General features: G+C 52.5%; 21 protein-coding genes and 1 riboswitch. Of the genes, 12 read left to right on the forward strand and 9 right to left on the reverse strand.

The features are described 5' to 3' along the window. Positions 1–28: 28 nt before the first annotated feature. The 3 genes from hcr (at position 29) to ACSBQN_RS02105 (ending at position 2,949) form a co-directional block, all read left to right on the forward strand. Positions 29–1,036 carry an NADH oxidoreductase gene (hcr, locus tag ACSBQN_RS02095; protein WP_354633184.1) on the forward strand — a complete coding sequence of 336 codons (1,008 nt, stop codon included), beginning with the start codon at positions 29–31 and terminating at the stop codon, positions 1,034–1,036. A gap of 127 nt (positions 1,037–1,163) precedes the next feature. Further along, positions 1,164–1,553: a nuclear transport factor 2 family protein gene (locus ACSBQN_RS02100; protein ID WP_004240932.1), complete on the forward strand. Its 390-nt coding sequence runs from the start codon at positions 1,164–1,166 to the stop codon at positions 1,551–1,553. A gap of 87 nt (positions 1,554–1,640) precedes the next feature. After that, positions 1,641–1,813, forward strand: a riboswitch (M-box (ykoK) riboswitch). A gap of 74 nt (positions 1,814–1,887) precedes the next feature. Further along, the gene (locus ACSBQN_RS02105; RefSeq protein WP_024474820.1) at positions 1,888–2,949 is read left to right on the forward strand and encodes a magnesium transporter; all 1,062 of its coding nucleotides are present in this window, start codon (positions 1,888–1,890) and stop codon (positions 2,947–2,949) included. Here ACSBQN_RS02105 and ACSBQN_RS02110 read toward each other — a convergent pair. Continuing rightward, entirely contained in the window at positions 2,930–3,481 is a 552-nt protein-coding gene (locus ACSBQN_RS02110) for a SprT family zinc-dependent metalloprotease (protein WP_072015076.1), read from the reverse strand. The genes ACSBQN_RS02105 and ACSBQN_RS02110 overlap by 20 nt on opposite strands. A 109-nt stretch (positions 3,482–3,590) precedes the next feature. On the opposite strand from ACSBQN_RS02110, the gene ACSBQN_RS02115 reads away from it, so the two are divergent. The 3 genes from ACSBQN_RS02115 to ACSBQN_RS02125 are packed head-to-tail and all read left to right on the forward strand — an operon-like array spanning position 3,591 to position 4,755. Next, the gene (locus ACSBQN_RS02115) at positions 3,591–3,908 is read left to right on the forward strand and encodes an ArsR/SmtB family transcription factor (RefSeq protein WP_024474822.1); all 318 of its coding nucleotides are present in this window, start codon (positions 3,591–3,593) and stop codon (positions 3,906–3,908) included. A gap of 1 nt (position 3,909) precedes the next feature. After that, on the forward strand, positions 3,910–4,320 hold the full coding sequence (locus ACSBQN_RS02120) for a YeeE/YedE family protein (protein WP_024474823.1): 411 nt from the start codon (positions 3,910–3,912) through the stop codon (positions 4,318–4,320). A 9-nt stretch (positions 4,321–4,329) separates the two neighbouring features. Further along, positions 4,330–4,755 carry a DUF6691 family protein gene (locus tag ACSBQN_RS02125; protein WP_024474824.1) on the forward strand — a complete coding sequence of 142 codons (426 nt, stop codon included), beginning with the start codon at positions 4,330–4,332 and terminating at the stop codon, positions 4,753–4,755. A gap of 74 nt (positions 4,756–4,829) precedes the next feature. Here ACSBQN_RS02125 and metK read toward each other — a convergent pair whose 3' ends face one another. Then, positions 4,830–5,984, reverse strand: a complete 1,155-nt coding sequence (gene metK, locus ACSBQN_RS02130; RefSeq protein ID WP_004237769.1) for a methionine adenosyltransferase — start codon at positions 5,982–5,984, stop codon at positions 4,830–4,832. Between the two features lie 667 nt (positions 5,985–6,651). On the opposite strand from metK, the gene speA reads away from it, so the two are divergent. Further along, entirely contained in the window at positions 6,652–8,556 is a 1,905-nt protein-coding gene (gene speA / locus ACSBQN_RS02135; protein ID WP_024474825.1) for a biosynthetic arginine decarboxylase, read from the forward strand. Positions 8,557–8,619: 63 nt separating this feature from the next. After that, positions 8,620–9,543 (forward strand): agmatinase, encoded by a 924-nt coding sequence (gene speB, locus ACSBQN_RS02140; RefSeq protein ID WP_004237772.1) that lies wholly within the window; start codon positions 8,620–8,622, stop codon positions 9,541–9,543. A 65-nt stretch (positions 9,544–9,608) separates the two neighbouring features. On the opposite strand, the gene mglC is transcribed toward speB, so the two are convergent. From mglC to galS, 4 genes are all read right to left on the reverse strand, one after another. After that, a complete protein-coding gene (mglC, locus tag ACSBQN_RS02145) occupies positions 9,609–10,622 on the reverse strand; it encodes a galactose/methyl galactoside ABC transporter permease MglC (protein WP_004237773.1) in 1,014 nt (337 codons plus the stop codon). 11 nt (positions 10,623–10,633) lie between these two features. After that, positions 10,634–12,142 (reverse strand): galactose/methyl galactoside ABC transporter ATP-binding protein MglA, encoded by a 1,509-nt coding sequence (gene mglA / locus ACSBQN_RS02150; RefSeq protein ID WP_024474826.1) that lies wholly within the window; start codon positions 12,140–12,142, stop codon positions 10,634–10,636. Between the two features lie 73 nt (positions 12,143–12,215). After that, entirely contained in the window at positions 12,216–13,211 is a 996-nt protein-coding gene (gene mglB, locus ACSBQN_RS02155; RefSeq protein WP_024474827.1) for a galactose/glucose ABC transporter substrate-binding protein MglB, read from the reverse strand. Between the two features lie 258 nt (positions 13,212–13,469). Further along, positions 13,470–14,483 carry an HTH-type transcriptional regulator GalS gene (gene galS, locus ACSBQN_RS02160; protein WP_024474828.1) on the reverse strand — a complete coding sequence of 338 codons (1,014 nt, stop codon included), beginning with the start codon at positions 14,481–14,483 and terminating at the stop codon, positions 13,470–13,472. A gap of 417 nt (positions 14,484–14,900) precedes the next feature. Between galS and ACSBQN_RS02165 the strand changes: the two genes are divergently transcribed. Beyond that, entirely contained in the window at positions 14,901–15,680 is a 780-nt protein-coding gene (locus tag ACSBQN_RS02165; RefSeq protein WP_004237779.1) for an acetoin reductase, read from the forward strand. Positions 15,681–15,777: 97 nt separating this feature from the next. Further along, positions 15,778–16,698: a LysR substrate-binding domain-containing protein gene (locus tag ACSBQN_RS02170; protein ID WP_024474829.1), complete on the forward strand. Its 921-nt coding sequence runs from the start codon at positions 15,778–15,780 to the stop codon at positions 16,696–16,698. Between the two features lie 274 nt (positions 16,699–16,972). On the opposite strand, the gene ACSBQN_RS02175 is transcribed toward ACSBQN_RS02170, so the two are convergent. The 3 genes from ACSBQN_RS02175 to ACSBQN_RS02185 all read right to left on the reverse strand — a co-directional run bounded on the left by ACSBQN_RS02175 (position 16,973) and on the right by ACSBQN_RS02185 (position 20,293). Beyond that, on the reverse strand, positions 16,973–17,710 hold the full coding sequence (locus ACSBQN_RS02175; protein WP_354633186.1) for a phosphoribosyltransferase: 738 nt from the start codon (positions 17,708–17,710) through the stop codon (positions 16,973–16,975). Between the two features lie 177 nt (positions 17,711–17,887). After that, entirely contained in the window at positions 17,888–18,760 is an 873-nt protein-coding gene (locus ACSBQN_RS02180; RefSeq protein ID WP_214176907.1) for a pirin family protein, read from the reverse strand. A gap of 111 nt (positions 18,761–18,871) precedes the next feature. Then, positions 18,872–20,293, reverse strand: coding sequence for a PLP-dependent aminotransferase family protein (locus tag ACSBQN_RS02185; RefSeq protein ID WP_036406304.1), 1,422 nt, complete (start codon positions 20,291–20,293; stop codon positions 18,872–18,874). Positions 20,294–20,392: 99 nt separating this feature from the next. Between ACSBQN_RS02185 and ACSBQN_RS02190 the strand changes: the two genes are divergently transcribed. Further along, entirely contained in the window at positions 20,393–20,887 is a 495-nt protein-coding gene (locus tag ACSBQN_RS02190; protein WP_036406301.1) for a YbaK/EbsC family protein, read from the forward strand. Positions 20,888–20,908: 21 nt separating this feature from the next. After that, positions 20,909–21,457, forward strand: coding sequence for a GNAT family N-acetyltransferase (locus tag ACSBQN_RS02195; RefSeq protein WP_024474833.1), 549 nt, complete (start codon positions 20,909–20,911; stop codon positions 21,455–21,457). Positions 21,458–21,498: the final 41 nt, after the last annotated feature.

Raw genomic sequence — 21,498 nt, forward strand, 5'->3', positions numbered from 1 at the left:
TTCTCCGGCACGGAGTCAGGAGAGCCCGATGACAATGCCGACGTCTTTATGTCCGAACCGCATGCAGGTCCATTCTGTCAGGCAGGAAACCCCGGATGTGTGGACTATCAATCTGATTAACCACGATTTTTATCAGTATCACGCAGGGCAGTACGCGCTGGTGAGTATCCGCAACAGTGATGAGACACTGCGTGCTTATACCTTATCCTCCACGCCGGGACTGAGCCCGTTCCTGAGCCTGACGGTGCGCCGTCTGGATGACGGACAGGGTTCCGGCTGGCTGACCGGCGAGGTGAGACCGGGTGATTACCTGTGGCTGTCTGATGCTCAGGGCGAGTTTACCTGTGATGCCCGTCCGGCGGAGCGCTATCTGATGCTGGCCGCCGGTTGCGGTGTGACACCGGTGATGTCGATGACCCGCTGGATCCTGCACCGTCAGCCGGAAAGTCAGGTGACGGTGATTTTCAACGTGCGTGATAAACAACAGGTGATTTTTGCTCAGGAATGGCAGCAGTTGCTGACTGCATTCCCGGCCCGTCTGCGCCTGACCCTGATGGCGGAAAACAGTGATGAGACGGATGAATTGTTATCCGGCCGCCTGTCAGAGGAAAAACTGAAGGTGCTGATCCCGGATATCGCGCAGCATACCGTGATGACCTGTGGTCCGGCGCCATATATGAAGAATGTGCAGACATTCTGTCAGGCACTGAATGTGGATCCGGGTAACTTCTTTATGGAGCGTTTCGGGCCGGAGCCGGAAGCAGAAGCCGGAGAGCAGATGGTCACCATGACCATTCAGTCCCCGCTGCGTCAGGTGAAAGTGCCTGTCGGTATGACCCTGCTGGCGGCGATGGAAGCTAACAGTGTGCCGGTGATGGCGGCATGCCGCGCCGGTGTCTGCGGCAGCTGTAAAACCCGCGTCCGCAGCGGTGAATACACCACCACCAGCACCATGACGCTGACCCCGGAAGAGATTGAACAGGGTTATGTTCTGGCGTGCAGCTGTCAGATTCAGGGCAATGTTGAATTAGCCTGATTGAGAATCATTCTGTATAATTGCAAAAAAGCGCCGTTTTCAGCGGCGCTTTTTCTGTTTCCGGCAGAAAATTGACCGGTTTCCGCTATGCTGTAAATGTGATCATAATAAAAAAGGATTTTCAGCAATGAATAAGACAGAGTTTGTAACCCGCGCCCTGACTGACGTTCTCGGTGAACATATCGGTGATGAATCCCTGGTTGAACAGTATTTTTCCCGTGATTATGTTCAGGTGGTGAATGGTCAGACAATTGAGTTTCCCGCATTTCTTGCTCATCTTAATGCCCTGAAAATGGCAACCCGCAGTATTACCATAGAGATTAAATCCATCGCAGAAGGCGGATCCTGTGTGCACACTCAGCATATCGCTAAGGCAGAAAAAGTCAGTGGTGAGCATGCCGCCTTTGAGGTTTTCGCCTGTTTCCGTCTGGCAGACGGTAAAATTGTCCGCTGTGAGGAAGTGACACGGCAGCTGACCGGTGATGAGAGCGATAATGATCTGGGTTCCCGGACCTGATTTGTAACCTCAATGGTTTCTAAACGAAATAGTAATAGTCCTCGCCATATAATTTCTGAGAGTTATAATTCGCGCCGCATTTAAGGTGCAGTATCTCGTTAGGCGAGGCTCCTATACAAACAAAGGTTGCTGATCTGACGACGTCGAGAGACGCCCAAGATTAGGACAGGTTATATCGAACAGAAGGTATAACCCGAAGTAACTTCCCGCAGTCTGCGGGATACGTTGTATAGTGCTAAAACCGAGACGTGAGATAGCCTACGCATTCTCTCATCTGGTTTCGCCCCTATTGGAGTGCTGTTTGAAGTCCATAACAGACATAGGGTCACACATCATGAAGTTAACCAACTACGAAAAAGCGGACGCGCTGGTCATTTCCGCGCCATCCGTTAATCCGCCACACCATACCGATCGTCCGCAGCGTAATGATGAAGACGCAGTCAGTGCTTACATGAGTCAGGCGTATATCCGCGTGACCGTGTCAGACACGATTGCTGCCGTCAAACTCACCCTGCGTGAGGAACTGGAAGGTGAGCAGATCCCCACTTATTTATATGTACTGGATGAGGATAATTACCTGAATGGTATCCTGCCGGTCAAAGCCCTGCTGACCGCAGCGGAAGATATGTTTGTCGCCGATGTGATGCGCCAGACGTATTTCTCGGTGTCACCGGAGCAGTCCCGGCACGAGGTGTACGAGCTTATCAACAACAGCGGGATTGATACTGTGCCGGTGGTGCAGTTCGGCAAGCTGGCAGGTATCCTGCGTCCGCAGGATATCGCGGAGCTGATTGAGGATGAAAACACCCAGGATGCGGCATTACAGGGCGGCTCCCAGCCGCTGGATGAGCCTTATCTGAGCACCAGCCCGTTCACGCTGTGGCGCAAGCGCGCAGTCTGGCTGCTGATGCTGTTTGTGGCGGAAGCCTATACCGGTACGGTACTCAAGGCATTTGAGGAGCAACTGGAAGCGGCTATCTCGCTGGCTTTCTTTATCCCGTTGCTGATCGGCACCGGCGGTAACAGCGGTACTCAGATCACCTCAACCCTCGTCCGTGCCATGGCACTCGGGGAAGTGAGTCTGCGCAATATCGGTGCGGTGCTGCGCAAAGAGCTGTCCACGTCACTGCTGGTCGCCTTTACCATGGGATGTGCGGGGATGATCCGCGCATGGTTCCTGGGGGTCGGGCCGGAAGTGATGATGGTGGTCAGTCTGACACTGGTGTGTATCACAGTCTGGAGTGCGGTGGTGTCTTCCATTATCCCGATGGTGCTCAAGCGTCTGAAAGTGGATCCGGCAGTGGTTTCCGCGCCGTTTATTGCCACACTGATTGACGGTACCGGGCTGATTATCTACTTCGAGATGGCCAAACTGATTATGACTGATCTGGTGTAAGGTCGCAGGGGGATGATATTGCAGCCGCACTGTTATCCCACACCAGCGTACTTTTACAGTGACGGCACAGGTACTGACTTTCCCCGCGCAATACTTTGTTATGGCGGCGGACAGTCAGTTCATGTGCCGTTTTGCATTGGCAGCGGTAGGTGAATGTCCGGGAGCGGACAGACGTCACATCAAAGCGGTGTGTGCGGACGGCCGGAACACCCAGCACCTCTGTCATCATCCACTGCCATTCCCGCCCGTGCGGCGCCACGCGTCCGAAACGGCGGTAAACCAGCAGATGCGCCAGCTCGTGAGGAACCACATCCTGTATAAATCCGGGGCCGTTTTCTGTCAGTAACACCGGATTGAGGCGGATTTCCCATGTTTGCAGGCAGGCGCTGCCGGCAGTGGTGCCGCGCTGACGATAGTTCAGTTCAGGCTCCGGATAATCCGTCTTCAGCACCCGGCAGGCGCGGGCCAGATAATCACGCAGGGTCTGCATGCAGGCCTGCTGTAATGCGGTGGGGACTCGGGTCGGTTTCATAGCCGGAAGCTTAGCGATACTGACGTAAAGCTGCAACCGTTATCAGCATGTTGTATATATTGCAAAATAATATTATATTTAATTATATAATGTCGTAAGGAATAAATTCATGACACCAACACAGCTTACCGATATGCAGGAAGCCGCCACCGGCGTTGCTGCCCTGCTGAAAACACTGGGGAATCCGGATCGTCTGCTGCTGCTCTGTCAGCTGAGTCAGGGGGAGTGCAATGTCAGTGAACTGGAGGAGCGGACCGGCATCAATCAGCCGACGCTGTCACAGCAACTGACGGTTTTGCGCAATGAAGGACTGGTGAATACCCGGCGTGAGGGAAAACGCATCTATTATTCCGTGGCAGATGAAAAAGTCCTGATATTGCTCACCACGTTATATCAGCTTTATTGTCCTGAAAAACAAGGAAAATAATATGGTTATTGATAGCGCGGCCTTTACGCCGGTCAGTGCGGCACTGGGCGGACTGATGATCGGCATCGCGGTTGCTGTGCTGCTGCTGTTTAACGGGCGGATTGCCGGGATCAGCGGGATTTTCGCCAATATGTTCACAAAGCAGAGCGGCTGGCGGATAGCGTTTATTGCCGGGCTGGCAGGGGCACCGTGGATTTACAGGTTGTTTGCCGGTCAGCCGGATGTGGTGATCGCTGCGGATTATCCGCTGCTGATCGCGGCCGGTCTGCTGGCCGGTTTCGGCACGCGGCTGGGTAACGGCTGTACCAGCGGACACGGTATCTGCGGTATGGCGCGGTTATCAAAACGATCATTTGCTGCCGTGGCGGTGTTTATGGTCAGTGCTTTTCTGACTGTCTGGCTGATGAAATAAGGACGCGCTATGCCTGTTATCACTGCATTAATCAGCGGGATTTTGTTCGGCCTTGGTTTGCTGGTGGCCGGGATGGGTAATCCGCAGAAAATTCTGGCGTTTCTGGATATTACCGGCAACTGGGATCCTTCACTGCTGATCACCATGGCGGTAGCGATGGCGGTCAGTATGGTTGCCTTTACGGTGGCTAAAAAACGTAAAAAGACCGTATGCGGCACGTCGCTTGAGTTACCGGCGAACAGTAAAATTGATAAACGGCTGCTGACCGGCGCACTGCTGTTTGGTATCGGCTGGGGGCTGGCGGGGATCTGTCCCGGACCGGCTATTGTATTATCCGGGATGCTCAGTATCAAAGGGCTGGTATTTACTGCGTCAATGATTGCCGGGATGGTGATTTTTGCACTGTATTCATCACGGCAGTGCAGTAAATCATAATGTATTTACGGATTCAGAACATAAAAAAACCGGCTGAAAAGCCGGTTTTTTGTGCCTGTTAATATAACAGGGAATTATTTCAGACCAGCGGCTTCGCGCAGCTGCTCTGCTTTGTCGGTTTTTTCCCACGGGAACTGAGGGCGCCCGAAGTGACCGTATGCTGCGGTTTCCTGATAAATCGGGTGCAGCAGATCCAGCATCTGAATCAGACCGTACGGACGCAGGTCGAAGAACTCGCGCACCAGCAGCGTCAGTTGCTGGTTGGAGACTTTACCGGTACCGAAGGTTTCCACCATAATGGACGTCGGCTCTGCCACGCCAATCGCGTAGGAGACCTGGATTTCACAGCGGTCAGCAAGACCGGCAGCGACAATATTTTTTGCCACATAACGGGCCGCATAGGCTGCGGAACGGTCAACTTTTGACGGATCCTTACCGGAGAATGCGCCGCCGCCGTGACGTGCCATGCCGCCGTAGGTATCGACGATGATTTTACGGCCGGTCAGACCGCAGTCACCCATTGGTCCGCCGATAACAAAACGGCCGGTCGGGTTGATGAAATATTTGGTGGTCGGATCCAGCCACTCAACCGGCAGAACCGGTTTGATGATCTCTTCCATCACCGCTTCATGCAGATCTTTCTGTGAGATGTCTTCAGAGTGCTGGGTTGACAGCACAACCGCATCAATCCCGGCGATTTTGTTGTCATCGTAACGGAAGGTGATCTGGCTTTTCGCATCCGGACGCAGCCACGGCAGCGTACCGCTTTTACGCACCTGAGCCTGACGTTCGACCAGACGGTGAGCATAGGTGATTGGTGCCGGCATCAGCACGTCAGTTTCGTTTGAGGCATAACCAAACATCAGACCCTGGTCACCGGCACCCTGCTCAAGCGGGTCAGCGCGGTCAACGCCCTGGTTGATGTCGGCAGATTGTTTGCCGATAGCACTGATTACCGCACAGGAATCAGCATCAAAGCCCATGGATGAGCTGGTATAGCCAATCTCACGGACAGTACGGCGCGTGATTTCCTCAATATCAACCCATGCCCTGGTGGTGATTTCACCGCCGACCAGAACCATACCGGTTTTGACATAGGTTTCGCAGGCAACACGCGCTTTGGGATCTTGTTCTAAAATCGCATCAAGGACTGCATCCGAAATTTGGTCGGCAATTTTATCCGGGTGTCCTTCAGATACGGACTCAGAAGTGAAAAGATGTGTAGTCATTATTTTTCTCTACCTTAAGTGAAGTGAACTTTCGGTACATTGATGGATGTATTAACTTCTAGACGGCTATTCTAATGTATAATCGGCAGTGGTTCCAGAAATTTTATAGTGCCCCCGGTTTTTCCGCTGGTTTTTTTCACTTTTCAGAATGTGTTACGTGACTGTTTTTATTTTTTACACTTATCCGTCATTTTGATTTTGCATTTTTGTGTCATAACCGGTATAAACTGCGGCCAGTAGCTGTGAATTTTTCTTCAGTTATAAACGGCAGAAACTCAGGTTTTCTGTATGATTCAGGCGGGGGTTACGTTGTGTAATCCTGTGTGGGGGTAAATGGGTTAATGAACCATTATCTGCTGCTTGTTGACGTTCAACAGCCACGTGCTTTACGGCATGTGTCCGCGTCTTTTTCTGTTCTCTCTTCCTCTCTGACTGACACGTGCTCTGCACGGTGTTTTCCGTATCCGTTACACTCAAACAGACCGGATAACGCAAGCAGGCGGGTCACTCTGCGGTAAGCCCGTAAATCTGTGTCCGGTTTTTGCCGGATGATGTAATCCATTTTGAATTTTTACTTGTCAACAGGACAGATTTATCCCACGGTGAAGGGGGATAGGCGTATGTCAGCCATACAGGTAAGTTTCACTCCAGAATCAGGAGATGACTAATGAATGATAATATCGCGCTGAAGATGCAGCAGACCTATAACATCGCATACTGGGGCGGCAGCTATTACGGTGTGAATGACCTCGGTCATGTCACCGTCTGCCCGAATCCGGAGATGCCGCAGGCCGCCGTTGATCTGGCTGAGCTGGTCAACCGTGTGCAGAAAGAGCGGGAACACATCCGTCTGCCTGCATTATTCTGCTTTCCGCAGATTTTGCAGCATCGTCTGCGTTCGATTAATGCCGCGTTCCGCCGTGCCCGCGAATCCTATGGTTACAAAGGTGATTATTTTCTGGTTTACCCGATTAAGGTCAACCAGCAGCGGCGCGTGATTGAAACCCTGGTCAATGCCGGGGAGCCGCTGGGACTGGAAGCCGGTTCCAAAGCAGAGTTGATGGCGGTACTGGCGCACGCCGGTATGACCCGCAGTGTAATCGTCTGCAACGGCTATAAAGACCGCGAGTATATCCGTCTTGCCCTGATGGGCGAGAAACTCGGTCACAAAGTGTATCTTGTGATTGAAAAAATGTCTGAAATCGCGGTGGTGCTCGAAGAAGCAAAAAATCTGGATGTGGTACCGCGCCTGGGCGTGCGGGCGCGTCTGGCGTCTCAGGGTTCCGGTAAATGGCAGGCCAGCGGCGGCGAGAAATCCAAGTTTGGTCTGGCAGCCACCCAGGTACTGCAGCTGATTGATATGCTGCGTCAGGCAGACAGCCTGGAGAGCCTGCAGCTGCTGCACTTCCACCTCGGTTCGCAGATGGCGAATATCCGCGATATCGCGACCGGTGTCCGTGAATCCGCCCGTTTCTATGTCGAACTGCATCAGTTGGGTGTCAATATTCAGTGTTTTGATGTCGGCGGCGGCCTCGGGGTGGATTATGAAGGCACCCGTTCGCAATCTGACTGCTCCGTGAACTACGGACTGAATGAGTATGCCAATAATGTGATCTGGGCTATCGGCGACGCCTGTGAAGAGCACGGTCTGCCGCACCCGACAGTCATTACCGAATCCGGCCGCGCCCTGACGGCGCATCATACCGTGCTGGTTTCCAATGTGATCGGTGTGGAGCGTAACGAGTTCTCCCCGGTGGAAGCGCCTGCTGAAGACGCACCGCGTCCGGTTGCCAGCCTGTGGGAAACCTGGGAAGAGATGCAGACCAAAGGCAATGCCCGCTCTCTGCGCGAATGGCTGCACGACAGCCAGCTCGACCTGCATGATATCCACACCCAGTACGCGCAGGGCATGCTGTCCCTGACCGAACGCGCCTGGGCGGAAGGGCTGTATCTGAATATCTGCCGCCGTATCCAGCAGGATCTGGATCCGGGTAACCGCGCACACCGCCCGATTATCGATGAACTGCAGGAACGTATGGCGGATAAATTCTATGTGAATTTCTCGTTGTTCCAGTCACTGCCGGATGCGTGGGGGATCGATCAGCTGTTCCCGGTACTGCCGATTGAAGGGCTGGATAAGCCGCTGGATCGCCGCGCGGTACTGCTGGATATCACCTGTGACTCTGACGGTATTATCGACCACTATGTGGACGGCGACGGGGTGGCGACCACCATGCCGATGCCGTCTTATGATCCGGAAAATCCGCCGATGATGGGCTTTTTCATGATTGGTGCCTATCAGGAGATTCTCGGCAATATGCATAACCTGTTCGGTGATACCGCAGCACTGGATGTGTATGTCGGCGAAAACGGTCAGGTGCGCTATCTGGAAAGTGAAGAGGGCGATTCCGTGGCGGATATGCTTCAGTATGTGAAGCTGGATCCGAAAATTCTGCTCGAACGCTTCCGTGATCAGGTGAAAATCTCTGATCTGGATGAAGAGGAGCAAAAGGCCTTTACCGAAGAGTTCGAGAGCGGCCTGTACGGTTACACCTATTTAGAAGATGAATAATACCCGGCGGGATATTTATTATGTCCGGCTTTGTGTCAGTAAGACATTGATAAAGGAATCATTATGATTAACAGCACATTAGGCAATCAGACCGATAACTCACTGGTCTCTAATGCGTTTGGTTTTCTCCGCCTGCCGCTGAATTTCCAGCCGTACACCAGTGACGCTGACTGGGTGATCACCGGTGTTCCGTTTGATATGGCGACCTCCGGCCGTGCCGGTTCCCGCCACGGACCGGCAGCCATCCGCCAGATTTCAACCAATCTGGCCTGGGAAGGTAACCGCTGGCCGTGGACATTCGATATGCGCGAGCGCCTGAATGTGGTGGATTGCGGTGATCTGGTATTCGCGTTCGGTGATGCACAGGATATGAGTGATAAGTTACAGGCGCACACAGAAAAAGTGCTGGCGTCCGGTAAAAAATGTCTCTCTTTCGGGGGCGATCACTTTGTGACTCTGCCGCTGCTGCGCGCGCATGCCAAACATTTCGGTAAGATGGCGCTGGTGCATTTCGATGCTCATACCGACACTTACGGCAACGGCAGCAAATTTGACCACGGCACCATGTTCTATCACGCCCCGAATGAGGGACTGATTGACCCGGCGCATTCCGTGCAGATTGGTATCCGTACCGAGCATGAAACAGATAACGGTTTCACCGTGATTGATGCCGCGCAGGTCAATGACCGCACCGTGGATGATGTGATTGCTCAGGTGAAAGCGATTGTCGGTGATATGCCGGTTTATCTGACCTTCGATATCGACTGTCTGGACCCGGCATTTGCCCCGGGGACCGGCACACCGGTTATCGGCGGGCTGACAACAGATCGTGCGCTGAAACTGCTGCGCGGCCTTCAGCCGCTCAATATCGTCGGCATGGATCTGGTGGAAGTGGCACCGGCGTATGATCAGTCCGATATTACGGCACTGGCCGGCGCAACCATCGCACTGGAAATGCTCTATCTCCAGGCCGCGAAGAAAGGCTGAAACCGGTTTCACTACCGTTAAAACAAAAGACCCGCATTGGCGGGTCTTTTTGCATTTCTGCGGGATTATTTTTTCTTCGCGTATTTCAGTGAATCCAGCGCGACGGCAAAAATAATGATGCTGCCCTTGATAATGTACTGCCAGTACGGGTTGATGCCGATATAGGTCAGGCCGTAGTTTATCAGGGTAAAAATCAGCACCCCGGTCACCACGCCCAGCACGGTGCCGACCCCGCCGGAGAAGGACACGCCGCCCACCACACAGGCCGCGATGGCATCCAGCTCATACATAAAGCCGAGGTTGTTGGTCGCACTGCCGATACGTCCGGCTTCCAGCAGGCCGCCGAAGGCATAGAACACGCCGGATAAGGCGTAAATCATAATCAGGTTCAGGCCGACATTCACACCGGACACTTTAGCCGCTTCCGGGTTACCGCCGATGGCAAAAATGTTTTTGCCGAAGCGGGTTTTATTCCACAGGATCCAGACAAAGAAAACGGCTATTGCGGCATAGAACGTAATATATGACAGCTTAAAATCACCGAAACGGATAAATCCCTGGGCAAATTCAGAGAATTTCGGATCAAACCCCGCCACCGGTGAGGCACCGACAGAGTCGTAATACAGGGAGTTGATTCCGTAGACGATGATCATGGTACCGAGTGTGGTAATAAACGGCGTGACGTTGAGATAGGCAATAATCAGGCCGTTAACCAGACCGATAACTGCTCCGACCGCGCACACCAGCAGGATCACCATCGGGATAGACCAGGTTTCCATCTGCGGGAAAACTTTGTTCACGTTTTCCATAGATTGCAGCAATGTTGCTGCAATTACCGCCGCCAGCCCGACCTGACGGCCGGCGGATAAATCCGTACCCTGGGTGACAATCAGCCCTGCGACACCCAGCGCGATAATAATCCGCACCGAGGATTGGGTGAGGATATTACTCAGGTTCATCAGGCTGAGGAATGTCGGATCCTGAATAATAATGATCGCCAGTAAGACCAGCAGAACCACATAAATCCCCCCGTCTTTCAGATAGGACAGGAAGCTTTTTTTATTTAATGCTGCGCTCATTGTTAATATCCTTAAAGGTGAAGGGAGGCGAGACGTAAAATCTCACTCTGCGAAGTGTCACGGGTGTTGACGATACCGGCGACCTCACCGTTGCTCATCACCAGAATCCGGTCTGTGATCCCCAGCAGTTCCGGCATTTCGGAGGAAACGATAATGATCCCTTTTCCTTTTTTGGCCAGTTCAGTAATTAGCTGATAAATTTCAAATTTTGCCCCGACATCAATACCCCGTGTCGGTTCATCCAGCATTAACACTTCCGGTTGTGTCAGCAGCCAGCGGCCGATAATCACCTTCTGCTGATTCCCGCCGGACAGCGAGCCTATCTGGGTGTGATGGCCGGGGGTTTTCACCCGCATGGCATCAATTACCCACTGGGTATCACTTTTCATTTTGCTGTTATCCAGCAGACCCAGTTTATTTTTATATTTGCCCATGTTTGAAATCAGCGAGTTAAAGCTGATATTCAGCCAGGCATAGATTCCCGTGGCGCGGCGCTCTTCGGTGACCAGTGCGAAACCGTGATTAATGGCTTCATTCGCACTGTTGTTCTTAATGGTTTTCCCTCTCAGTGTGATGGTGCCGGAGGATTTCTCGCGGATCCCGAACAGGGTTTCGAGAATATCCGTCCGTTTTGCACCGACCAGACCGGCGATACCGAGGATTTCCCCCTGATGCAGATCGAAACTGATATCGCGGATAGACGGCTGGCGCAGAGACGTCAGGTTTCTGACTTCCAGCATGACATCCCCCGGTGTGCTCTGTTTTTCCGGGAAACGCTGGCTGAGTGTGCGCCCGACCATGGCGGCAATAATGTTATCCATCGTCAGCCCTTCGAGGGGCTGTGTGGAGATCCACTGGCCGTCACGCAGAATGGTTATCTCATCACAGAGACGGAAAATTTCTTCCATTTTGTGGGAGATATAGACGATGCCGCAGCCGCGATCTTTCAGCTTGCGGATAATGGTAAACAGATGATTGACTTCTTTTTCGGTCAGGGAGGAGGTCGGCTCATCCATGATCACAATTTTGGCGTTATAGGAAAACGCCTTGGCGATTTCGATCATCTGCATTTGTGAAACAGATAAATTGCGGACTTTTTCCCGCGGATCGATATCGATATCCAGTTCATCAAAGATGGCCTGTGTGTCTTTCAGCATCTTGTTCTGATCGACAAAAAAACCTTTGGCGGGATAGCGTCCCAGCCACATGTTGTCCATCACTGAGCGCTGAAGCACCAGGTTCAGCTCCTGATGCACCATGGATACGCCGTGTTCCAGCGCCTCTTTTGAGCCTTTAAAATCGATTTCCTGTCCCTGAAACAGGATGCTGCCGCTGTCTTTTTTATAAATTCCGAAAAGGCATTTTAATAATGTGGATTTACCGGCACCGTTTTCGCCCATCAGGGCATGAACGGAGTGTGGTCGTACCCGTAAATTGACATTATCGAGTGCCTTAACGCCGGGAAATGACTTATTGATATGCGTCATTTCCAGCAGATATTCGCCTGAGCTGTCGGCCATACATACACCTGGCTAATGTTATCGTTCCGGACACGCCCGCAGCACGAATGCTGCGGGCGGAAAGAATCACCGCTTATTTTATAAACTGTGACAGGTTCTCTTTATCCACGCCGACATACGGCACACGGATAACATTGTTCTCAATTTTGTAGCTGGTTCCTTCGGCTGCCGGTTTGCCTTCCGCCAGGTTTTTGGTGATAGCCATGGTGGCTTTCGCCTGGTTTTCCGCGTCATTCAGCACCGTACCGGCCATTGCCCCGGATTTCACCATTGAGAGAGCTTCCGGCAGCGCATCCACACCAAAGACCGGGATATTGGTCTTGTTGTGTGCTTTCAGGGCTTCAACCGCACCCATTGCCATCGCGTCATTGTTGGCAATGACCACTTCGATTTTGTCTGCATTCGGGCCGGAGAGCCATGCATCCATTTTATCTTTGGCCTGTGCGGTATCCCACATCGCGGTATCGAGCTGAAGCTGCTCTGTCGGGATGCCTTTCTCATTCAGGGTTTTGACCGAATAGGTGGTGCGGGCTTCCGCATCCGGGTGACCCGGCTCGCCTTTGATCAGCACATACTGAATTTTGCCGTCTTTGTTCAGATCCCACGCCGGGTTAGCCGCCCAGTGTTTGGCAATCAGTTCACCCTGGATAACCCCGGATTCTTTAGAGTCAGTACCGACAAACCAGGCCTTATCGTAGCTGTCGAGGGCTTTGCGGGAAGGCTCTTTGTTGAAGAATACGACCGGAATATCATTGGATTTTGCTTTGTCGATGATCACCGGGGCGGCGGCAGGGTCAACCAGGTTGATCGCCAGTGCTTTAACGCCTTTGGCCAGCAGCACATCAATCTGATCATTCTGTTTGGACTGGTCGTTTTGTGAATCATTCATCAGAAGGGTGATTTCCGGTGAATTCTTTGCATCTTTTTCAAGGGCTTTACGGACGATAGACATAAAGTTGTCATCGTATTTGTAGATGGTCACACCAATACGGGTATCAGCCTGTGCTTGTGCCGCAGCACCAAACAGCATGGCGGCGGCAACGCCTGCCAGGACAAAATGCTTCTTCATTCTCTGCCTCCGGGTCGGGGGATGGGGTACAGTTTTTATTTATGACGCCACCTGTTATTCAGAGGAAAGGCAGGGGCGGTGTTTATCATTCTTCCGGCAAATGATAATAATAATTTATAAATAAAACGGCATGCCGGTAAGAAGATGGCAGAACCTGGGACATGACGATAACGTCAGGAAACGGCCGGATCATAAAATGAGAGTTGTTATCCGTCTGTGAATAGACTCACAGATTGAAAACGTTTACATAGAGAAAGATCACCGGTAGGCAGAAGAGTGACGGATAACCAGGGTTGGCATAAACACATGCGGCTCCGGCGGGGGTAACGTTCCGGCGGCACCCGCTAAGGCGAGTTCTGTCGCCAGCATGGCCATGGAGACCACCGGATAGCGTACTGTGGTCAGCTTCGGTGTGGTGAAACGGGCGGCGGGAATATCATCAAACCCGATCAGGGAAAACTGCTGCGGCACACGGATACCGTTTTCATTCAGCACTGACATAGCTCCGGCTGCCATGGCATCGTTGTAGGCAAATACGGCGGAGAGTGCCTGATTACGGCCCAGCAGCTCTATCATGGCAGCTTCGCCGCCGTCAGAATCCGGCGAGCCGGCGGCATACCAGGCTGCACCGGCGGTCAGTCCGGCGGCTTTCATGGCGCGGGTATAACCCTGATAACGCAGGGTATTATCTTCTATTTCATGGGTGGAACCGAGATAACCGATGCGCTGATGCCCCTGAGAGATCAGCAGACGGGTCGCCATTTCCCCGCCGGAAAGGTTATCCAGCCCGACACAGCGGTGCTCAAAACCGGGAATAACGCGGTTAATAACGGTCATGCCGGGCACCTGACGGAGAAAATCACTCAGCTCCGCGTCACTGAGCGCTTTGGAATGCACCACCAGGGCGTTGCAGCGCTGGCGGATCAGAACCTCTATTGCATGGCGCTCCTGCCCGGCCTGATGGTAGCCGTTGCCGATCAGCACATGCTTGCTGTGCTGCTGGGCGACAGTATCCACCGCTTTGACCAGCGCGCCGAAAAACGGGTCGGCCACATCCATCACCACCACGCCGAGAATATCACTGCTCTGGCTGGCCAGTGCCTGTGCATTGGCGTTTGGCCGGTAATCCAGCTCAGTCACGGCGTTCATCACCAGTTCCCGGGTCTCTGAGCGGGTGGCCGCCGTATTGTTCAGCACACGGGATACCGTGGCAACGGAGACACCGGCGCGTTTTGCAACATCACGGATAGTTACGGGGTGTATAGATGTCATCAGAAATTACAGGTCAGAGGTAATGAAACATGTTGCCATCTTAACCCGGAGTGCGTGATGACCGTGTGATTCATCTCACAGCAAAAGAAAGCGTTTACATTGATTTTTTCGGATTATCCGCCTGTAACGGGAAGCTGAATCCCTTCACCAGAGTCTGTAACAGCGTTTTGGGTTACATTCACTGAAATTATTAATATATAAATGATACTGATTGTTTTGTTTCCGGCGGGTGGGTTATGCAGGACAGGGAATGTTACGGAATGAGACTCCGATGAATTTTGTTACAGCGATGTGTTGTCACATGGCAGGACAGTTGCTCATTATGTGCTTACCGGCTTGCAACCCGGGTAAAAACGCGTATGTTTTTAAATGAGTATTAATATCATAACGAAATACCTCACTCATAAGGAGCACATCATGGCACTAACGGGTAAAGTGGTTCTGGTTACCGGCGCTGCACAGGGGATTGGTCGTGGTATTGCACTGCGCTTAGCCAAAGAAGGGGCGGATATCGCGCTGGTGGATCTGAAAGAAGAAGGGCTGGCGAAAGTCAAAAAAGAAGTGGAAGCCCTGGGCCGCAAAGCGGCGGTATTCACCGCAGATATCAGTCAGCGCGATCAGGTTTTTGCGGTTGTTGATAAAGCAGAACAAGCATTGGGCGGTTTTGATGTTATCGTCAATAACGCCGGTATTGCACAGGTTAAAGCCATTGAAGATGTGCTGCCGGAGGATATGGATCGTATTTTCCGCATTAACGTCGATGGCACGATGTGGGGAATTCAGGCCGCAGCGGCCAAATTCAAAGCACGCGGACAGAAAGGGAAAATCATTAACGCCTCATCCATTGCCGGACATGATGGTTTTGCCTTACTCGGCGTCTATTCCGCCACTAAATTTGCGGTCCGCGCACTGACACAGGCGGCGGCCAAAGAATTTGCCAGCAGCGGGATCACCGTGAATGCTTACTGTCCGGGGATTGTCGGTACGGATATGTGGGTGGAAATTGATGAGCGTTTCTCTGAAATCACCGGCGCACCGAAAGGGGAAACCTACAAAAAATATGTCGATGGTATTGCGCTGGGCCGCGCCCAGACTCCGGATGACGTGGCGGCACTGGTTGCCTTCCTGGCAAGCGATGACTCGGATTACATCACCGGCCAGGCGATTCTGACCGACGGCGGTATTGTTTACCGCTAACTTATTGCGTTTATATTCACAGACATCCGCCGCATGCTGAATGCGGCGGATTTTTTTATGTATACTGATCCGCAGGATAACGCTGCGGGTGACAGGCATGAAATACGATCTGAATGACCTTTATTATTTTGTGAAAGTGGTAGAATACGGCGGATTTTCCCCGGCGGGTGAGGCGCTGGGTATTCCGAAATCCCGGCTCAGCCGCCGCATTGCTGACCTGGAGCAGAAGCTGAATATTTCACTGATCTACCGCTCCACCCGGCAGTTTCATGTCACTGAGATCGGCCAGACCTTCTACCAGCAGTGTAAAAATGTGATTGATGAGGCGGAGATCGCCGAAGAGATTATCTGCTCGGTACAGGGGCATCCGCGCGGCAGCGTGAAGTTTTCCTGTCCGGTCGCGCTGTTACAGGCTTATCTTCAGGATCTGCTGACAGATTTTATGGTGAAATACCCCGATATTGATGTGCAGATCCTGGCAGTTAACCGTCCGGTGGATGTGATCAGCGAAGGGTTTGATCTCGCACTGCGGGTGCGCTCCCTCCCGCTGGATGATTCCGGCCTGACCATGAAAGTGCTGGGGTATTCGCGGCGTATCCTGGTTGCTTCGCCGCTGTTATTTACCGGAAAAGCGGCACCGCAGCATCCGGATGAACTGACAGAATTCCCGATCCTCGCCAACAGCGAACAAAAACAGAACTACACGCTGACACTGACCGGCGAAGACGGCAGCAGTATCACCAAACACCTCACGGCACGCCTCGCCACCACTGATGTCATGACACTGCACCGCGCGGCATGCAAAGGGCTGGGCATTGCCCGTCTGCCGGAAGGTGTGGTTCTCAATGATTTGACTGCCGGACGGCTTGTCCGTGTTCTGCCGGGCTGGCAGTTCCCGCAGGATGTGATCCACGCAGTTTTCCCGTCCCGCAAAGGGCTGTTACCCGCCGTGCAGGCACTGCTGAATTATCTGGCGGAACATGTGCCGCAGACGGCGGCGTTTTCGGGGCAGGAGTAAATTATTCGGCTGATTAACAGCAATAAAAAAGCCACATAAAAATGTGGCTTTCTGAATCAGGTTTTTACAACTTTTTCTGTTGGGGAATGTCGCTGCCATTCTCCGGGTGATTATTTTGCTCTTACAGACCGGACCATCACCGAAGGTGCCTGCGCGAACCCGCATTCCTGACGAAATGCTTCATATTTACCGAGCCGGGGGCGTATGCCGGCTCCCGCAGAAATCACTCTCTGACCCGCTTACTGTAGCGCACTTTTTTTCATGCATCAAGTTGCTATAAATTACTCAGTAAACAGATAGCTGTAGTACAGGAAAGACCGGCATTCCGGAGTTCTGCGGAGGCTGATATCAGTGTTGTGCCGGTTGATAACAGGTCATCAACTAAAATGACAACGCGATTGTTGTCAATTGTATAATTAAAGTCCGGATTTAATTTCCATGGCGGAAAATAGTGTCTTATTTTATTGGGAACATGCTTCATCGAAAAAACAGTATTAGGGGCTGATTTTCTCAGTTCAGCTAATATTCTGAAAACCATTTTTTTGTGGGAGTCTGCAATATCCGGGGAAGTCGTATCATAGTATGCAAGTACATCACGGGCAGTCCGTTTGATAACGAAATGAGTATGCATTGTTATACCAAACAGGCGGGAAATTCTTCTGGCGAGGATGCAGGAAACATTTGATGATGATGGCATTGCAAATAAGGCACACGGTTTTTCCGGTATTCTTTGCCTTATTTTATTCAGGATAGTGGTAAAAGAAGGTTTGAACTTACAGAGTTCTTCGTTTGTGATCCTGTAGTTATAAATACCTTTTAATGAATATATTAACGGGTTTCCGTCACGGTCAGTGTCACCAAATTTAGTTCGCCGGTAAATACTGTAAACGGTTATCTTTTCAGCATTACCTATAGCTGTTATTTTCGGTTTTTTTCCTGTGGCGGTGATGACTCTGTGTTCATGATCAGGATTAAAGCTAACCCTTTTATCTGCTGAAATATCAATGCCCAATGGTATGGCTTCCCTTTAATATCAGTGATATTTGAACGGTAACACAGCATGGGTAGCCAATATTTAAACGACAGTGATATTGAAGACAATTCACGGAAACGAAAACAATGAGGCAAATAATCCCGTTATTCGCCTCATTTTGTGAGGCAAATAATGGTCGTATTCGCCTCATCTGTCTTACTCAGCGGGGATATGTCCGAAACGGCCGCTGTTGAAATCCTCAATGGCTTCGCGGATTTCCCGTTCGCTGTTCATCACAAACGGGCCGTAACCGACAACCGGCTCATCAATCGGCTCGCCGCTGAGGAACAGAACAACCGCATCTTCGGTGGCTTCCAGCAGAATAGTGCCGTCAGTGCCGTCCAGAATCATCAGCTCGCCGGTGTGCAGCGGTGCGCGGCTGTCAACATAAATACTGCCGTGCAGAACGATCAGTCCGGCGTTGCGGCTGGCTTTTGCCGCCAGTCCGGTGACTTTTCCGGTTTTCAGGCGCAGATCCCACACATCCATTTCCGTGAAGGTCCGGGCCGGACCGCGTGCCCCGGCATATTCCCCGGCGATCACCCGTAATGTCCCGGCGTCATTCGGCAGTGCCACTGCCGGAATGGCGTTATTTCCCAGTAACTGATAACCCGGTGCGGCGGATTTTGCGGAAGCAGGCAGATTCACCCACAACTGCACCATATCCAGTGTGCCGCCTTCCCGCATAAAACGGTCAGAATGGTATTCCTGATGCAGAATACCGGATGCTGCGGTCATCCACTGCACATCCCCTTTACCGATCACACCGCCCTGACCGGTGGAGTCATGGTGAGCCACCTCGCCGTCATAGACGATAGTTACGGTTTCAAAGCCGCGGTGCGGGTGCTCACCAACTCCCCGGTTGGCGCCCTCTGATGGCGGGAAATCCGCCGGACCGGCACGATCGAGCAGGATAAACGGGTTCAGATGTTTGCCGTGATTGCTGTAGGAAAACATCTGGCTGACCGGAAATCCGTCGCCGACCCAATGGCCTTTCGGTGCGCGGTAGGTGCCGATAATGTTTCTCATGATGTCTCTCCTGATAATTATGTATAAACAGATAATAAGGGCGTGAACTATCAGGGAGTAGTCATGAAAACGGGTTTCACTGTTGCAGAAACAGAACAGTCAGCCCCGGGGTTATCCGGTGTGTAATGATTCCCGGCACCACTGAGCCAGCCGGGCGATCGCATCCTCCACGTCCTTATCACAGCCGAACCCGGCGTTGAGCCGGAAGCAGCGGTCATAGCGGCTGTCGGTGGCAAAGATATGTCCCGGCGCAATGCCGATCCCCTCCGCGCGGGCATTGAGAAACAGTTCCCGCACATTCAGGCTGCCTTCCGGCATGGTGACCCACAGAACATAGCCGCCTTCCGGTTCGGTCACTGTGGTGCCCGGCGGGAACTCCCGCAGCACAACACGGCGGATGTTTTGCACCTGTGCCGCCAGTTCCCTGCGCAGGCGGCGCAGATGGGCGTCATAGCCGCCGTTGCTCAGCAGTTCGCTGATAGCTGCCTGCGGCAGTACCTGAGAGCCCATCGAGGAGGTGTATTTGAGGGAGGTGATTTTGCGCATGTAATGCTGACTGTGAACCCAGCCGATACGCACGCCGGGCGCGATGGTTTTGGAAAATCCGCTGCACAGAATGACATTGTGACTGAATGCCCGCATCGGGAACGGGCGTTGCCCGCCGAACGCTGCGTCACCGAAAGTATCATCTTCAATAATGATCACGCCGTTTTCATCCGCCTGACGGGTTATCTCCGCTTTGACTTCATCCGGAATCGTTTTGCCCAGCGGATTATTGACGTTGGCGAGTGTCACAAAGGCTTTCACTGCTTTGCGGCGGAACAGGGCGGTGAGTTTATCGCAATCCACATAACCGTCTTCACAGGCATCCACTTCGGTCAGCCGCAGATTGAGATTACGCAGCATCTGTAACAGTACAAAGTAACAGGGGGATTCCACTGCCACCGCATCCCCGGGGCTGAGCGTGGCGCGCAGTGCCAGTGATAAGGCTTCAATACAGCCGTTGGTGATAAGCAGGGTTTCCGGTGTGATATGGCAACCGTAACTGACTGCGCGGCGGGCTATTTCTTCTTTCAGCGGGGCATATCCGGTGCCTTTGACCGAATCCCCCAGCAGGAACGGCTTGCTGTAACTGAGCTGACGCATGATAAGACTCAGCTTTCTGACCGGATAAAGTTCCCGCCGCCCGTTAGCCAGATCGAGCCGGACACGGCACTCTTCGCCGACCATCGACATATGCAGTTCCGTCTGTTCATCCAGCGGGGCAAAATCGGCGGTGTGTGTCTCTGTACTGCGGCTTTCAGCAGCGGCGGGCTGAACCGGGGCGACAAAAAAGCCGGATTTCGGCCGCGCCACGGCAACATGCTCATCTTCCAGCGTGCGCAGCACTTTCAGGGCGGTGGTCAGGCTGACATTGTACTGTGCGGCCAGAACACGGACTGACGGCAGACGGCTGTCCGGCGGTAAAACGCCTTCGCGGACGGCCTGTTTTATCTGATCGGCCATCTGCCGGTAGCGCGGAAGCTGTACCATCTGTTCTGCCTCATTCTTACGGGTTCTGTGTGTTTCTGTAAGAGTACGTTGAGAGTAAATTATGACGCAAGGGTTTCTCCGGCTGACTGTGAGGTTTATATGACAACATTTGACAAAATCACCCGTTTACTGGATTCACGGGCGGTTTCCTTTGAGGTGATCGAACATCCGGCGGAAGGCCGTTCTGATGCGATAAGCAAAATCCGGGGAAATAAACTGAGCCAGGCGGCGAAAGCCATGGTGTTGCAGGTCACCGGCAGCACACCGGACATCCGCTATGTGCTGGCGATTGTCCCTGGCGACTGCAAAGTCAATTTTAAAAATGCCGCGAAACTGGCGGGCGGAAAAAAAGCCTCATTTGCCGCGCCGGAAACAGCACAGGCGCTGACCGGCTGCCCGATGGGCGCGGTTCCGCCGTTCAGCTTTAATGACGAACTGACGCTCTATGTTGATAAACGTCTGACCGATGCCGGGCGGGTATTTTTTAACGCCGGTGAACTGGTGAGATCGGTGTCTCTGGCAGCGGATGACTATTTCAGTGTGATCGGTCATGATCGCATTGCGGATATTGCGGTACCTCCCGCCGCAGAATAACAATGATAACGGAGAATAACGATGGAATATTGTGTTGCTGAACTGACGGATATGGATCAGGTAAAAGCCTTATTAAAGCGTTATCATCTGACCACCATCAGTGATGAAGACAAGCCGGACGGTTTTGTCACCACGCAGATGAGTGATGAACAGATGGTTGATCTGATTGAAAACGAGCAGGGATTATTTGTCGCCAAACAGGACGGAAAGGTGGTGGCGTTTGTGATGGCGGCATCCTGGCAGTACTGGTCACCGTGGCCGTTGTTTGCCCATATGATTGATAAACTGGGTGATTATGAGTTTGCCGGTCAGACGCTGACCACAGAAAACTCGTATCAGTACGGCCCGGTCTGTATTGATGCATCACTGCGCGGGCAGGGCGTGCTGGAAGGGCTGTTTGCTTTTGCGCTGGAAAAAATGTCGCAGCGGTTTGATATCCTGGTGACCTTTATCAACAAGGTTAACCCGCGCTCTTATGCCGCGCACACCCGTAAGCTCGGGCTGACGGTGCTGGATGAGTTCGGATTCAATAATAACCATTATTACTGGCTGGTCTGCGAAACCCGCTGAACAGTCCGGAAAAATAAGAAACCCGCCGCAGCCGCTGAATA

It is taken from the genome of Morganella sp. B601 (assembly GCF_051172335.1).
Lineage (GTDB): Bacteria > Pseudomonadota > Gammaproteobacteria > Enterobacterales > Enterobacteriaceae > Morganella > Morganella morganii.

Bases quoted from the DNA above. Each gene is read 5' to 3' on its own strand.
- ACSBQN_RS02185 (WP_036406304.1), bottom strand. From the start codon at position 20,293: ATGGTACAGCTTCCGCGCTACCGGCAGATGGCCGATCAGATAAAACAG.
- ACSBQN_RS02195 (WP_024474833.1), top strand. From the start codon at position 20,909: ATGGAATATTGTGTTGCTGAACTGACGGATATGGATCAGGTAAAAGCC.
- ACSBQN_RS02165 (WP_004237779.1), top strand. From the start codon at position 14,901: ATGGCACTAACGGGTAAAGTGGTTCTGGTTACCGGCGCTGCACAGGGG.
- ACSBQN_RS02125 (WP_024474824.1), top strand. From the start codon at position 4,330: ATGCCTGTTATCACTGCATTAATCAGCGGGATTTTGTTCGGCCTTGGT.
- metK (WP_004237769.1), bottom strand. From the start codon at position 5,984: ATGACTACACATCTTTTCACTTCTGAGTCCGTATCTGAAGGACACCCG.
- speB (WP_004237772.1), top strand. From the start codon at position 8,620: ATGATTAACAGCACATTAGGCAATCAGACCGATAACTCACTGGTCTCT.
- ACSBQN_RS02110 (WP_072015076.1), bottom strand. From the start codon at position 3,481: ATGAAACCGACCCGAGTCCCCACCGCATTACAGCAGGCCTGCATGCAG.
- ACSBQN_RS02170 (WP_024474829.1), top strand. From the start codon at position 15,778: ATGAAATACGATCTGAATGACCTTTATTATTTTGTGAAAGTGGTAGAA.
- hcr (WP_354633184.1), top strand. From the start codon at position 29: ATGACAATGCCGACGTCTTTATGTCCGAACCGCATGCAGGTCCATTCT.
- ACSBQN_RS02105 (WP_024474820.1), top strand. From the start codon at position 1,888: ATGAAGTTAACCAACTACGAAAAAGCGGACGCGCTGGTCATTTCCGCG.
- mglB (WP_024474827.1), bottom strand. From the start codon at position 13,211: ATGAAGAAGCATTTTGTCCTGGCAGGCGTTGCCGCCGCCATGCTGTTT.
- ACSBQN_RS02180 (WP_214176907.1), bottom strand. From the start codon at position 18,760: ATGAGAAACATTATCGGCACCTACCGCGCACCGAAAGGCCATTGGGTC.
- mglA (WP_024474826.1), bottom strand. From the start codon at position 12,142: ATGGCCGACAGCTCAGGCGAATATCTGCTGGAAATGACGCATATCAAT.
- speA (WP_024474825.1), top strand. From the start codon at position 6,652: ATGAATGATAATATCGCGCTGAAGATGCAGCAGACCTATAACATCGCA.
- ACSBQN_RS02100 (WP_004240932.1), top strand. From the start codon at position 1,164: ATGAATAAGACAGAGTTTGTAACCCGCGCCCTGACTGACGTTCTCGGT.
- galS (WP_024474828.1), bottom strand. From the start codon at position 14,483: ATGACATCTATACACCCCGTAACTATCCGTGATGTTGCAAAACGCGCC.
- ACSBQN_RS02120 (WP_024474823.1), top strand. From the start codon at position 3,910: ATGGTTATTGATAGCGCGGCCTTTACGCCGGTCAGTGCGGCACTGGGC.
- ACSBQN_RS02115 (WP_024474822.1), top strand. From the start codon at position 3,591: ATGACACCAACACAGCTTACCGATATGCAGGAAGCCGCCACCGGCGTT.
- ACSBQN_RS02190 (WP_036406301.1), top strand. From the start codon at position 20,393: ATGACAACATTTGACAAAATCACCCGTTTACTGGATTCACGGGCGGTT.
- mglC (WP_004237773.1), bottom strand. From the start codon at position 10,622: ATGAGCGCAGCATTAAATAAAAAAAGCTTCCTGTCCTATCTGAAAGAC.